The organism is Paenibacillus lautus NBRC 15380 (assembly GCF_004000945.1).
In the GTDB taxonomy this organism is placed as follows: Bacteria; Bacillota; Bacilli; order Paenibacillales; family Paenibacillaceae; genus Paenibacillus_AQ; species Paenibacillus_AQ lautus.
The window spans coordinates 400,539-412,862 of sequence record NZ_BIMF01000003.1 but is presented as its reverse complement, the minus strand read 5'-3'; the positions used below and the strand labels follow the sequence as shown (position 1 = coordinate 412,862).

Sequence of the window (12,324 nt, the reverse complement as noted above, 5' to 3'; positions counted from 1 at the left end):
CCGTATGGAAGGAGAACCACACATGAGCAGTCTGTCCGTGGACGTTTACCCGAAACGAAGAAAAACGTATACCTGGCTCTTTTTTTTGCTGCCTTCAATCGCGATTATGCTCGTGTTTTTTATATATCCCATCCTGTTAACGTTCTTCTATTCCTTCACCAATCTGGCGTTAACCGGCGAAGCGGCGAGGGAGCTCAAGTTTATCGGCCTTGACAACTATACCCGGATGTTCCAGGACCCCACGGTTCGAATCAGTATCTGGAACACGCTGGTTTTCCTCATCGGCTCGGCGGTGATCGGGCAGCAGGTGCTGGGATTTCTAATCGCGCTGCTGATGAAGCAGCGGAACAAGACGTTTCGGCGGGTGATTGGAACGATTGTGCTGGCGGGCTGGGTGACGCCCGAGATTGTATGCGCCCTTTGCTTGTACAGTTTCTTCGGGGATGAAGGCACGCTGAATGCGATTATCACATTTTTTGGATTTTCGGAAGTGACCTGGCTGTTTACCGTCCCGATGCTGACGATCATTCTTGCGAATATTTGGCACGGCACGGCTTTCTCGATGCTGGTATTTCAAGCTGCGCTGGATGACGTGCCTAACGAAATCGAGGAAGCGGCGGTGGTGGATGGAGCCTCCAAGTGGAAAATCTTCACGCGCATCATCCTCCCTTACATCAAAAGCACCATTACAACGAACATGATGCTGGTTACTTTACAGACGCTCGGGGTGTTCGGGCTCATCTATGCGATGACCGGAGGCGGTCCGGGCAACTCCACGACAACCCTGCCGATCTTTATGTACAATCAGGCGTTTGTAAACTATCAATTAGGCTATGGAACCGCCATTTCGCTGCTGCTGCTGTTGATCGGGATTGTCTTAAGCCTTCTGTATATCAGGTCGATGAAAGAGTAACCAGAGGTGAGATCATATGAATGCCAAACAATATAAATTAATCTATCGAATTCTGCCGTACGCGATCCTTACGGGGATCGGCATTTGCTTTGTCCTGCCGCTGCTCTGGGTGCTCGTGGCTTCCGTCGATCCGAATGCAATGCAATCGCTGAAGATGCCCAGCAAGGTTACCGGCGCAAATTATGTTGAGGTGATTACCAGCAGCGAGAACCAGCGCGCTTACCTGATTGGTCTGGTGATGTCGCTTGGCCAAGCCGTATTGGTTGTTCTTCTGGCGCTGCTTGCAGCTTATCCGCTATCCCGTTATCAGATGAAATATAAGAAACCCTTTATGCTGACCATTCTGTTTATGACATCGCTCCCGATTACGGCTGTGATGGTGCCTGTTTACCAGCTGTTCCTGGGGCTGAAGCTGTATGACAACATTTTTGGCGTTATCTTGTTCTATGTAGCGTCGTCCATGCCATACGGGATATGGATGATGAAGAATTTCATGGATTCCGTGCCGAGCGATCTGGAGGAAGCTGCCTGGGTGGACGGGGCTTCGGTGTTTACGGGAATGCGCAAGGTCGTGGCACCGCTGATGGTTCCGGGTATTTGTACGGTGGCGATATTTACCTTCTCGGGCAGTTGGGGCAATTTCTTCGTCCCGTATATCCTGCTGCAGTCGCCTGAGAAATTCCCGGCTTCCCTGAAGCTCTATCAGTTCTTCGGGCAGTATGGCATGGTCGATTACGGCAGCCTGGCCGCCTTCTCGGTGCTGTACGCCATCCCGGCGATCATCATGTACATTCTCTCCCAGCAATTCATGTCCAAGGGCTTCGGGCTGCAGGGCGGAACGAAGGGCTAGGGAAAATAAAAGGATGCAGGGCATCGGATGCCCAAAGTAGAAAAAACGGCAACCATGCCGTTTTTTTGTCTTTGGCGAAATCTTTACCGTGAGCTGTTTTGTCCAAATCAAGCATGGTCCTGCCTGGGGCCGAGGTCCAATGAATCGCGAAGACGCTTAATATCCCGGATCGGAGGCAAACCGAACATGCGGGCATATTCCCTGTTGAACTGAGTGGGGCTTTCATAGCCGACCTGAAAGCCGGCATCCGCGGCTTCGGATGTTTCCGAGAGCAGGAGCCGGCGGGCCTCTTGCAATCGGATTTGTTTTTGATATTGAAGCGGACTCATGGCGGTGATTTCCTTGAAGTGATGATGAAGCGAAGAAGGGCTCATATTGACGGCTGCGGACAGTTTAGCGATGTGTAAGGGCTGATTATAATGCTGCTCGATCAACTGGGCCGCTGCCGCGATCCGCTGCGCATGACTGCCGCTGACGGCAAACTGTTTCAGGGATTGGCCTTGTTCTTCTTGAAGGATTCGATAAAGAATTTCCTTCGTGATCAGAGGAGCAAGGACGGGAATATCCTCCGGCGTATCCAGAAGGCGTACGAGGCGGATGACGGCATCCAGCAGCGCTTGATTCATCGGGCTGACAAACAGGGCTTTTTTGGAGTCGGATTTCTTAGGACGAGTCTCTTGGCAGGGTTTGAGTAAATCGAAGATCTGATGTCGATCCAAATCCAGCCGAAGGCACAGGTAGGGCTGCTCCGGTGATGCTTGAATCACTTGGCCGGATAAGGGCAATTGCAGCGAGACGACAAGATAACTGGACGGGTCGTAAAAATAGCATTCCTGTGCCAGCATGACTAGTTTTCTGCCTTGAATCACGATGCACAGTGCGGGCTCATGAATCGAGTGGATCATTTCCGACTCGTTGGATGCCCGTATAAAAGATAGATCGGCTATAGCCGTAGCATGCGTACCGTCCGTACCCGTGTATTTTTCTATGTATCCTGCAAGTTCGTTCTGCAGACTGTTTCCTTCATGATCTAACATCCCGGTTCGATAAGCCTCCTCCGATGGTATCTGATTTAATCTTAATAAAGTTTGCAGGAATAGGCAAGAATCGTGGTGGATTCGGCTACCGGATGAATGCTGTGTGAACGCATAATAAGAATATCCTCGATGGTTGAAGACAGGACGGTTATTCATGAAATTCAAGAGGATCGGATAAGAGGAATGAGGGGGTATGTGCAATGGATCCAGCTCTTAACGCGAATGGGGTGCAGCATCCCTATGCAGGCATGTGGGTGACCAAGGACGGATATATCCGCCACGAGCTGCTGCCGAACGGTCGTTATGATGAAGCACGGGGCCGGCGGAAAAGCGCCTATCAAGGCCGCTATTTCATTCAAGGCGATCATATCGAATATGTGGATGATACCGGATTCACGGCTGACGGTGATTTTCGGGATGGCGTTCTCTATCATGCAGGGATGGTATTGTACCGGGAAAACTAACCGTGCGTTTATAGCAGAAGACGGTTTGGCTTGGAAGTACAGAACAGGATCAGGAGGAGAGTTGTATGTCTAACGTAAAAGGAAAAGTCGTGGCCATTACAGGCGCGAGCAGCGGGATCGGCGAAGCGGCAGCCAGGTTGCTGGCTCATCATGGCGCCCATGTGGTTCTTGGGGCAAGAAGAACGGACCGGCTGGAGAAGCTTGCTTCCGCTTTGAATGGGGAAGGCGGCTCAGCTGTTTACCAATCGCTGAATGTGGCTCATCTCGATCAAATGGAATCTTTCATCGACTTGGCGGTAAGCCAGTTCGGGCGGATTGATGTCATGCTCAACAATGCCGGGGTCATGCCTCTATCACCCTTGGAGGCCTTGAAGGTGGGCGAGTGGAACCGGATGATCGATGTGAACATCCGCGGCGTCCTCCATGGTATTGCGGCAGGGCTGCCGGTGATGCAGAAGCAGGGCTTTGGCCAATTTATCAATATCGCTTCCATTGGTGCGTACGAAGTATCGCCAACCGCAGCCGTTTATTGTGCCACCAAGCATGCGGTTCGCGCAATCTCGGAGGGCCTGCGCCAGGAGGTCGGCAGCGGTATTCGGGTCACGCAAATATCGCCGGGCGTGACGGATTCGGAGCTGGCCGACAGTATCTCCGATGATACGGCCAGACAGGTCATGAAGGAATATCGAAGAATATCCATCCCGGCGACTTCGATTGCGCATGCGATTTTATACGCCATCGAGCAGCCGCCGGAAGTCGATGTGAATGAAATCATCATCAGGCCGACCGCAAGTTCCGTTTAACTGAAAGATACATCTTTAACTATAACAACCCTCTATGGGAGCGTTGGTTCATGTTACCGAAAAAGCTGAGATTTGCACAATCCGCCAGGCTTCTGCATGGAGGGAAGGGAACAACAACTGCATCAGGGAGCTAACGAAAAAACTGTTGAGTTAACTCTCAACAGTTTTTTCAATTGGAAGGATTTGTTATACTAGTCGTGTAGTTACATGAGGGTGTGTATAACGTAGATGTAATGATATTTTTAGCATGATGAATGGAGGAGTATAAGTTGGGAGTAAAACGCATTGTCGCAAATGTCGCAACGAAGGATGTCGCCGCAGCCAAGACGTTTTATCAAGATGTGCTGGGTCTGGATATGTTAATGGATCATGGCTGGCTCACCACTTATGGCTCGCAGGAGAGGATGAGCATACAGATCAGCTTTGCTTCCGAGGGAGGCAGCGGCACGCCCGTCCCGGATCTGTCGATCGAAGTGGATGAGCTAGAGGCTGTGCTGGATGCGATGAGGCGGGCAGACTTTTCCATTGAATATGGACCCGTTGATGAGCCTTGGGGAGTAAGACGCTTTTTTGTCCGGGATCCGTTCGGGAAGCTGGTCAACATTTTGATGCATCTGTCACATGATTGAGTATACGTGGGTCAAGTCGGTATCCCCGCACTGATGCTTATATGCTACCCAGTACATAAGGGTGAGCATATATGATATACTGTTTATAATATAAACAATTATCGATGACATCAGAAGCTAGGATGCAGAAAGGATACACTGTTTATGTCAAACGATAAGAGTATGGATTCGGATATTGGATCCAAGCTGCCCAGAGGGGCGGCTCTTAGCTGGGGATTGGTAAAGCCGCCGCAGCGGGGACCGAAACGGGAGATGAGCCTGTCGCAGATTGTGGACACGGCTATCGATATCGCCGATAAAGAAGGGCTTTCCGCTGTCTCCATGAATCGAATCGCGTCCACCTTGGGTTTTACCGCCATGTCGCTGTACCGGTACATTTCCAGTAAGGACGACCTTTTGCTGCTGATGCAGAACGCCGCGTGCGATATTCCCATTCCGCCGGAAGATTCTGCCGACTGGCGCGAGAATATGCGGGTCTACGTCAAATCGACGATGCAGGTATTCCGGGATCACCCCTGGTTTGGAGACATTCCGATTACGGGTATTCCCATTACGCCGAACAATCTGCGATTTATCGATTGGGGTCTGCGGTTCATGACGGATCTCCCGCTGAATGATTATGAGCGGATGTCTTTGATTCTCTTGTTAAGCAATTACGCTAGATCAAGCGGCATGATGCAGCGGGATATGGACCGCGCCATACAGGCAGGCTCCACCCCGGAACAGTTCAGTGGAATCGATTATACGGCAGCGCTGAAACAGCTTATGAAGCCGGATCGGTTTCCGTTCCTGTATCCGGTTGTGATGTCGGGGGTCTATACGGAAGACAACGAGGAAGTGAATCCGATTGGCAATGACATTGATTTCGGGTTAGAACGCATTCTGGACGGCATTGATCATTATCTCCAGACCAAGACACAGCCGGGAAAGTCGGACAAGTAATGATATCGGCCAAAGTTACAGTTACAGGTCGTGGTGGATAAGAGAGTGAAGAAAGAAAGTGCCGTAAGAGAGTGCCGTAAGAGTGTGCAGATAAGAGTGTGCAGTAAGAGTATGGAGTAAGAAATTGCCGTAAGAGAGTGCAGTAAGAGTGTGGAGTAAGAGCTTGCCGTAAGAGAGTGCAGTAAAAGCGCGCCGCAGCTGGGTAAAAAAACCGATCCTCGCATTGAGGATCGGTTTTTCTTGCTGGTTGATTAGGCCCAAAGCGGATGTTTTATCAAGCATCGGGTTTGGTTGATATTGTTCCGGGACGGACATGACATTCGCTGGAAGGCAGATGCCGTGTCCAGATTGGCTCTTAAAAAAGCAATGCTACATCGTGCGCACTGCTCCATTATGCGCACGGTGCGTGGTCCGGGGCATCCTTGGATAGCTGTCGACCCTATGCATATTTAGCGTCGCCCAGCTTTTCTCTTAAAGGTCCACATGCTCCATGCCATGGAGCCGACAAGAATGAACAGACACCATCCTATTGCCCAGCCGATGTGATCTTGGATAGAACCACCCGTCAGCAACCCGCGAATGGACTCGATCACCGGCGTGATCGGTTGATTGCTTGCGACCCCTTGCAGCCATGTCGGCATCGTCTCGGTAGGAACGAAGGCGCTGGAGAGGTAGGGGAGGAAGAGCAGGGCGAATCCATAGCTGCTGGCCGCTGCCGGACTGCCTGCAACGAGGCCGATGGCGGCATAAAGCCAGGTGAAAGCAAAGATAAAGAGCGCGATCAAGCCGATGGCGAGAATCCAATCCAGAAGTCCGGCTGAAGGCCTGAATCCAACGAGCAGAGCCACAGCGATAACGACGCCAGTCGCCAACATGTTTCGGGCAAGGCTGGCTACCACATGACCTGTAATGACACTCATGCTTTGAATGGGCATGGTCCGGAAGCGGTCAATGATGCCATTGGTCATATCCTGGGAGACATCGACGGCCGTGCTGGACGATCCGAAACCTGCGCATAGCAGAATGATTCCCGGCACCACGTAGTCTACATACTGTCCGCTGGGATCGAGTGCGCCGCCAAATACATAGGTGAACAGCAGCATCAACATGATCGGCAGCATCATTGCTGTAATCATCGCCTCTGCGTTCTGGATGCTGTGACGTAAGCTGCGACCGATAAAGACGGTCTGGGTGACCGCAAAGGACGTTGTTTTTGTATTCGAAGCTGTTGCTCTCATTATATGATTTCCTCCAATTTCTTGTCGGTTAGCGACAGGAATACATCATCCATATTCGGTCTATGAAGACTTACGCGCGTCTCATTCGGTATCAGGCGAGTGAACTCTTGAAGCGTCTGTGCGACGTCCCCGATGCTGCCGCTTGTCGGAATCCTGTGAATCACCTCTTCGTGTTCGTTACGGAGCTCAAGCACTTCTCCTCCGACTCGGGTCTTCAGCTCGGCCGGACTTCCCTCAGCAACGACTCGCCCGCCATCCAGGACCGCGATCCGATCCGCGAGCTGATCCGCTTCCTCCAAATACTGCGTGGTCAGCAGTATGGTGATGCCCTGGCTCTTCAATTGCAGAATGATATCCCACAGGGTACGGCGGCTGCGTGTATCCAGTCCCGTGGTCGGTTCATCCAGGAACAGCACGGGCCGCGTCACGACAAGGCTGATCGCAAGATCAAGCCGTCTCTTCATCCCGCCCGAATACGTCTTCACGCGCTTGGCGGCAGCAGCAGCGAGATCGAATTGTTCGAGCAGTTCGGCGGTTCGCAGGCGCGCTTCCGCTGCGGATAGACCGGACAGCCTGCATATCATCCGCAGGTTCTCTTCCGCGGTCAATACTTCATCAACGGCAGCGAATTGGCCGGTCAGACTGATGGACTGCTGCACATCCTGCTTGTGATGGCGGAGATCAAATCCGTTAATCCTCACGCTGCCGGCATCGGGCGTCACCAATGTGGACAGGATGTTGATCAGGGTTGTTTTGCCGGCCCCATTAGGACCAAGAAGAGCAAATACGTTTCCTTGCGGCACGCTCAGGTCGATCCCGTCCAGCACGGTTTGGTGCCCAAAGCTTTTGCGAAGTTGCCGAATCTCAACAGCATAGTTACTCATTGTCAGCACATCTCCCTTAATTAATTGTATATATAATAAACAGTTTAATTGATAATTAGTATATAGCATAAACAGTTATTGTGCAATACGATTTTTTGCGTTTGGAATTGCATGATGATAACAGGAGGATAGGGTGTCGGGGCATAAAAAAGAGCCTGACGCGATGTAACAAAACATCAAGTCAGGCTCTTATAGGGATTAGTTCATGGTATATGCGATCTTATCGTTACGAACGATCCGATTCGTCATAAAGCTCCAGTTCAATGACGGTATTGCGTTTGTCAGGGAGCGGATAAGTGAAGTGTTCAGGACGCGCGAAATTCACAAATGCGTCCTCGATGAATTCCGCAGCGCTCCATGGGCGGCTGAGGAACAATTCGTATCCGTCCGCGAGCAGACGTGCCTTCTTCACCTTGTCGGCCATGCCGATGAGATTGATCGGTCCGATGGACTCCTCAAAGACGTGGGCATACAGCTTATTGCCTTTTTGGGTGTACCGACCCCAATCCGGCTTCGGATAATCAGCGGCCGCGCAGCCATAGATGCTGTCGCCGTTCTTACTCATCCAGTCACCGATTTCCTCCAGCACGTCGAGGCTCTCCCTCGGGATGACGCCTCTAGCGTCTGGTCCGACATTCAGCAGCATGTTGCCGTTCTTGCTGACGCATTCCACCAGCTTGCGGATGATCGTGGTTGCCGATTTGTAATTGCGGTCGGCGGCTGCATAACCCCAGTTGTTATTCAGCGTGATGCAGGCTTCCCACGGGATCGGGGCACCCGTCTGATCCACGACGCCGTGCGGCGGAATGATCTGTTCAGGTGAAGCGAAATCTCCACTGTAAACGGAAGGATCGGTAGTATAGATGCTGCCTCCGCTCTCGCCGCTGCCTTCGAGCCGGTTGTCGATGAGAATGTGCGGCTGCAGCTCGCGGATCATCTTCATCAGCTCGGTGGCGCGCCACACTTCGCCGCGCATGTTACCATAGGAGAAATCAAACCACATAATATCGAGCTTGCCGTAGCCTGTCAGCAGCTCTCGAACCTGCCCGTGCATGTAATCCAGGTATCGGTCGAAGTTTTTCGGATCGCGCTTGAAGGCTTCGTTCGCGCGCATGGGGTGAATGCGGTCTCCATAGGCCGGATAGTCCTCATGGTACCAGTCGATCAGCGAGAAGTAGAGGCCGACTTTAAGGCCTTCTTCACGGAAAGCTTCCAGAAACTCCTGCACGAGGTCCCGCCCGGCTTTGGTATTCGTTGATTTATATTCCGTCAGCTTGCTGTCGAACAAACAGAATCCGTCATGGTGCTTGGCCGTTAGCACCGCATATTTCATGCCTGCTTTTTTGGCCGCTTTGGCCCACTCCCGCGGATTATAGTCAACGGGATCAAATTCATCGAAATAGGTCTGATAGTCTTCGATGCTCATCTGTTCCGAGCTTCGGAGCCATTCGCCTCTGGCTGGGATCGAGTAGAGTCCCCAGTGGATGAACATGCCGAAACGGTCGTTCTGGAACCATTGCACACGCTGGTTTCGTTCCTGGATGACTTGATTGGTTGGAGTGGTAGTCGTTGTCATGGATTCAAACCTCCGATTCTTGGAATTGTCGAGTTTGATTTTAACAAGAATGTGTTAGTATGAATAGATAATTACTTAACTCTGACGGGTATTATAATAACTTTAGAGGATAATCGAAGATGAAGAATGAACGAAATGAACATGAAGCCATTCAGCAGATGCTCCTGAACATGCAGGTTCAGATCTGGGAGGCCGAAAGAACGCAGTGCTGGCCGGAGTGGAAGGAATTCGACTACACCGTGTCTTATAACAAACTCTATTTTATCCTGGATGGGGAAGGATGGGTGAAAATCGGCGATGAGGAGCTGTATCCCGTTCCGGGTCAATTGGTTCTGATGCCGGCACGGACCAGGCAATCCTACTCTGTCATCAGCGGCCGCCCCTATCTTAAATACTGGTCGCACTTCTCGGCGACCGTAGGCGATTCCGATGTATTTTCCTGGCTGAACGTTCCCTATTGCTATGATTTGTCGGGGAACGCAGAGATGCCGACATTATTCCAGCAACTGGTCGATGCGCATCGCTCCGATACCATCGCCGCGCGTCTGCGGGAAAAGTCGGTGATGCTGGACATCCTGTCCCGAGTGTTCGAACACCAGCACCCGCAGATTCATAAGGACAAAATGGAAGATATGGGCAGGCTCCACAAAGTGCAGCAGTACATTAAGAATCACCTGCATGAGGAGATTACGCTGGAGCAGATGGCGGGGACGCTGCATTTGCATCCGAATTATTTTATTAAGTACTTCAAGCGGCATTTCGGGATCACGCCGCAGAAATATTTAAGCCTTAAGCGGATGGAGCAGGCCAAACTCATGCTGAGAACGACCCCTCTGAGCATCAAAGAAATTGCGGACGCAACCGGCTTTGAATCGGCGAACTATTTCTCGAAAACGTTTCGTAAAGAGGTCGGTTACAGCCCCTCGGAATACCGAAACAATATATAGCAAAAAAGAGGCTGTCCCAGAAATTCGATTCGGGGAAAGCCTCTTTTCTTCAGACCAGCTATATCTAAAAACCTTTTCCTCCAAGCGGTTTAAGCTTGAGCGGCTCCGCGCCGGCGATCAGCGGCCGTCCGCGCTGGAGCAGCTCGGACGTATCGGCTCCCTGCAATGAAGCGGCATGCGCGTCTTGGCTGCTCCACAATTCCGTGACCCATACGGCATTCGGATCGCTGTCCGAAACGTTGACGATATAGAGTTCACAATCTTTGTTATCGCTAAGCATCGCTGCTGCTTCGAGCAGGATCTCTGCAAGTTCATCCCGTTTGCCGGGATGGGCGGTCAACTTTCCGTACATCGCGAATTTCTCCATCGGGTTCACCCTTCCTTTTTGGTCATGTCGCTTAACATGCGTTCGTAATGGAGCGCCATGCTTGTCGTGATTTCTGACAGTTTCAGAACAAGAGAAGCGGGCTCCAGAATGGTTAAAGATTTGCCATAAGGGAGAAGAAAATAGGGAACATAGGACGTCAGCGAAGACGTATCCAGTCGGAAATGAGCTTCTCCATCACAGCGTTTCACAAGCGTATGTCCAAATAACCAATGCTGACTTAATTCATTCAGAACATGCTCGTGACCTTGGATGACGACATGGACCAGCGGTTCATGGCTGCCTTGATCGGGCAGCAGACTGCCAAGCAGTACATCCTTGGCCGAAAAATCAGCGGGCCGTTCAAATGCATGTTCCGTCGGCTCCAGCCCAATGATCCGATCCACGCGGAAATTGCGAATCTCTTGACGCAGATGGCAGAAGCCGGCGGCATACCATTGACCCTTCCAGTGGATGATACCGTAGGGGTCAAAGTTTCGGGTAATGCTGGCGCCTTCCCTGCCCTTCGAATACGTCATTTTCAGGGTTTGCCCGTGCGCCGCGGCACTTTCAAGCGTCTGAAGCAGCGGCCGCAGCCCCTTATGGACAGGAGGCTGCAACACCGAGACGCCGCCGCTGTGCCGTTCGATCTGAGAAAGCTGCTCTTCGTTCGTATAAAGCTTCAGCTTGTCAATCGCCCGCTGCAGCGCATCTGTAAACGGATAGCCGCTTTCTTTGGCAAAGATCGAAGCATGCACCAATGCCTTCTGCTCTTCTGCATCAAACATCAGTGGGGATTCGGCAAACTGTCCGAGGATCCGAAAGCCGCCGTTCGGCCCGGAATCGGCGATGATGGGCGCGCCGCTGGCGCATAACGAATCGATGCAGCGGTACACCGTTCGAACATGGATTTCCAGTTCATCGGCGATTTGCTGTGCGGTCATCTTTTTGCCCGAGCGGAGCATCCACAGGATCGACAGCATATTATCCGCTTTAGACATCAAGCGTGCTCCTTCCAGATGGGGAGAATCCCCCATGTTACTTCCAATAAATTGTATCCTTTTTACACGAGCGGGTCCATGCCCTTGTCGATCCAGGAATCGTAGGTCGGACCGTAGAGCTCGGGAATTCGCAGGCCGGCTTGTCTCATCAGCACCGTCATCTGTCCGCGGTGATGCGCTTGATGAACCAGGGTAAAATGCAGGAATGCCGCATTTGACCAAGGCTCTCCGTCGAATTCACGGGTAGCGCGAAGATCCTCCTCGCTCCACTGCGACTTCACGGCATCCAGGAAGGCATGCCGGATCCGGCGGTAGCTGCTCTGAATCTCGGCGGCGGAATCCGGGATTTCCTGCTCGCGGGACGGGCCTTCAAATTGTAGACCGAGCATGGTCATATACTGAACCGACATAACCAAATGCCATGCCAGCTGACCGAGCGTGCGATGCTGATCCGTCATGGCGGTTTTGAGCGAATCGTCGGTTAATGCGTCCATGACTTGTTCCGTAATCCGAGCCTCTTTTAACCATTCTGTCGTAAAATCCTCTATGCTCATGTTCATGTGTAAACCCTCGCTTTATATTAGGATGGATGCTGTAAGTCGAGTATATTACATCATTCCTGACAATTACGGTCAGTGATTATGGGGAGAAGAAGAATTTATGTATTTCAGTGTTT

General features: G+C 51.6%; 14 protein-coding genes. 7 read left to right on the top strand and 7 right to left on the bottom strand.

Going from position 1 to position 12,324, the window contains the following annotated elements; genetic code table 11:
* The first annotated feature begins 22 nt into the window (after window positions 1–22).
* Together PLA01S_RS08985 and PLA01S_RS08980 are read left to right on the top strand one after the other, a co-directional pair.
* A complete protein-coding gene (locus PLA01S_RS08985) occupies window positions 23–913 on the top strand; it encodes a carbohydrate ABC transporter permease (RefSeq protein ID WP_100538620.1) in 891 nt (296 codons plus the stop codon).
* Window positions 914–929: 16 nt separating this feature from the next.
* A complete protein-coding gene (locus tag PLA01S_RS08980) occupies window positions 930–1,763 on the top strand; it encodes a carbohydrate ABC transporter permease (RefSeq protein ID WP_127591682.1) in 834 nt (277 codons plus the stop codon).
* A gap of 107 nt (window positions 1,764–1,870) precedes the next feature.
* Here the strand turns inward: PLA01S_RS08980 and PLA01S_RS08975 are convergent, their stop codons facing one another.
* Window positions 1,871–2,800: an AraC family transcriptional regulator gene (locus PLA01S_RS08975; protein WP_127591681.1), complete on the bottom strand. Its 930-nt coding sequence runs from the start codon at window positions 2,798–2,800 to the stop codon at window positions 1,871–1,873.
* A 200-nt stretch (window positions 2,801–3,000) separates the two neighbouring features.
* On the opposite strand from PLA01S_RS08975, the gene PLA01S_RS08970 reads away from it, so the two are divergent.
* The 4 genes from PLA01S_RS08970 (at window position 3,001) to PLA01S_RS08955 (ending at window position 5,638) form a co-directional block, all read left to right on the top strand.
* Window positions 3,001–3,264 (top strand): Atu4866 domain-containing protein, encoded by a 264-nt coding sequence (locus PLA01S_RS08970; RefSeq protein WP_100539491.1) that lies wholly within the window; start codon window positions 3,001–3,003, stop codon window positions 3,262–3,264.
* Between the two features lie 65 nt (window positions 3,265–3,329).
* A complete protein-coding gene (locus tag PLA01S_RS08965; protein WP_127591680.1) occupies window positions 3,330–4,067 on the top strand; it encodes an SDR family oxidoreductase in 738 nt (245 codons plus the stop codon).
* 269 nt (window positions 4,068–4,336) lie between these two features.
* Window positions 4,337–4,696 (top strand): VOC family protein, encoded by a 360-nt coding sequence (locus tag PLA01S_RS08960; RefSeq protein WP_127591679.1) that lies wholly within the window; start codon window positions 4,337–4,339, stop codon window positions 4,694–4,696.
* Window positions 4,697–4,840: 144 nt separating this feature from the next.
* Window positions 4,841–5,638: a TetR/AcrR family transcriptional regulator gene (locus PLA01S_RS08955; protein WP_127591678.1), complete on the top strand. Its 798-nt coding sequence runs from the start codon at window positions 4,841–4,843 to the stop codon at window positions 5,636–5,638.
* 449 nt (window positions 5,639–6,087) lie between these two features.
* Here PLA01S_RS08955 and PLA01S_RS08950 read toward each other — a convergent pair whose 3' ends face one another.
* The 3 genes from PLA01S_RS08950 to PLA01S_RS08940 all read right to left on the bottom strand — a co-directional run bounded on the left by PLA01S_RS08950 (window position 6,088) and on the right by PLA01S_RS08940 (window position 9,336).
* Window positions 6,088–6,876: an ABC transporter permease gene (locus tag PLA01S_RS08950; RefSeq protein ID WP_164817376.1), complete on the bottom strand. Its 789-nt coding sequence runs from the start codon at window positions 6,874–6,876 to the stop codon at window positions 6,088–6,090.
* Window positions 6,876–7,760: an ATP-binding cassette domain-containing protein gene (locus PLA01S_RS08945; RefSeq protein WP_127591676.1), complete on the bottom strand. Its 885-nt coding sequence runs from the start codon at window positions 7,758–7,760 to the stop codon at window positions 6,876–6,878. Before PLA01S_RS08945 ends, PLA01S_RS08950 begins: the two co-directional genes overlap by 1 nt.
* Window positions 7,761–7,986: 226 nt before the next feature.
* Window positions 7,987–9,336 carry an alpha-L-fucosidase gene (locus tag PLA01S_RS08940; protein ID WP_127591675.1) on the bottom strand — a complete coding sequence of 450 codons (1,350 nt, stop codon included), beginning with the start codon at window positions 9,334–9,336 and terminating at the stop codon, window positions 7,987–7,989.
* A gap of 119 nt (window positions 9,337–9,455) precedes the next feature.
* Between PLA01S_RS08940 and PLA01S_RS08935 the strand changes: the two genes are divergently transcribed.
* Complete coding sequence (locus PLA01S_RS08935; protein ID WP_127591674.1) at window positions 9,456–10,283, top strand: AraC family transcriptional regulator; 828 nt, start codon at window positions 9,456–9,458, stop codon at window positions 10,281–10,283.
* A 64-nt stretch (window positions 10,284–10,347) separates the two neighbouring features.
* Here the strand turns inward: PLA01S_RS08935 and PLA01S_RS08930 are convergent, their stop codons facing one another.
* The 3 genes from PLA01S_RS08930 to PLA01S_RS08920 form a co-directional block, all read right to left on the bottom strand.
* Window positions 10,348–10,650 carry a putative quinol monooxygenase gene (locus tag PLA01S_RS08930; RefSeq protein WP_127591673.1) on the bottom strand — a complete coding sequence of 101 codons (303 nt, stop codon included), beginning with the start codon at window positions 10,648–10,650 and terminating at the stop codon, window positions 10,348–10,350.
* 5 nt (window positions 10,651–10,655) lie between these two features.
* Window positions 10,656–11,648, bottom strand: coding sequence for a helix-turn-helix transcriptional regulator (locus tag PLA01S_RS08925; RefSeq protein ID WP_127591672.1), 993 nt, complete (start codon window positions 11,646–11,648; stop codon window positions 10,656–10,658).
* 62 nt (window positions 11,649–11,710) lie between these two features.
* Complete coding sequence (locus PLA01S_RS08920) at window positions 11,711–12,208, bottom strand: DinB family protein (protein WP_127591671.1); 498 nt, start codon at window positions 12,206–12,208, stop codon at window positions 11,711–11,713.
* Window positions 12,209–12,324 lie beyond the last annotated feature (116 nt).

Excerpts from the sequence above, each read along its gene's own strand:
- PLA01S_RS08925 (WP_127591672.1), bottom strand. The coding sequence starts at position 11,648 with ATGTCTAAAGCGGATAATATGCTGTCGATCCTGTGGATGCTCCGCTCG.
- PLA01S_RS08945 (WP_127591676.1), bottom strand. The coding sequence starts at position 7,760 with ATGAGTAACTATGCTGTTGAGATTCGGCAACTTCGCAAAAGCTTTGGG.
- PLA01S_RS08940 (WP_127591675.1), bottom strand. The coding sequence starts at position 9,336 with ATGACAACGACTACCACTCCAACCAATCAAGTCATCCAGGAACGAAAC.
- PLA01S_RS08965 (WP_127591680.1), top strand. The coding sequence starts at position 3,330 with ATGTCTAACGTAAAAGGAAAAGTCGTGGCCATTACAGGCGCGAGCAGC.
- PLA01S_RS08930 (WP_127591673.1), bottom strand. The coding sequence starts at position 10,650 with ATGGAGAAATTCGCGATGTACGGAAAGTTGACCGCCCATCCCGGCAAA.
- PLA01S_RS08980 (WP_127591682.1), top strand. The coding sequence starts at position 930 with ATGAATGCCAAACAATATAAATTAATCTATCGAATTCTGCCGTACGCG.
- PLA01S_RS08970 (WP_100539491.1), top strand. The coding sequence starts at position 3,001 with ATGGATCCAGCTCTTAACGCGAATGGGGTGCAGCATCCCTATGCAGGC.
- PLA01S_RS08955 (WP_127591678.1), top strand. The coding sequence starts at position 4,841 with ATGTCAAACGATAAGAGTATGGATTCGGATATTGGATCCAAGCTGCCC.
- PLA01S_RS08920 (WP_127591671.1), bottom strand. The coding sequence starts at position 12,208 with ATGAACATGAGCATAGAGGATTTTACGACAGAATGGTTAAAAGAGGCT.
- PLA01S_RS08985 (WP_100538620.1), top strand. The coding sequence starts at position 23 with ATGAGCAGTCTGTCCGTGGACGTTTACCCGAAACGAAGAAAAACGTAT.
- PLA01S_RS08975 (WP_127591681.1), bottom strand. The coding sequence starts at position 2,800 with ATGTTAGATCATGAAGGAAACAGTCTGCAGAACGAACTTGCAGGATAC.
- PLA01S_RS08950 (WP_164817376.1), bottom strand. The coding sequence starts at position 6,876 with ATGAGAGCAACAGCTTCGAATACAAAAACAACGTCCTTTGCGGTCACC.
- PLA01S_RS08935 (WP_127591674.1), top strand. The coding sequence starts at position 9,456 with ATGAAGAATGAACGAAATGAACATGAAGCCATTCAGCAGATGCTCCTG.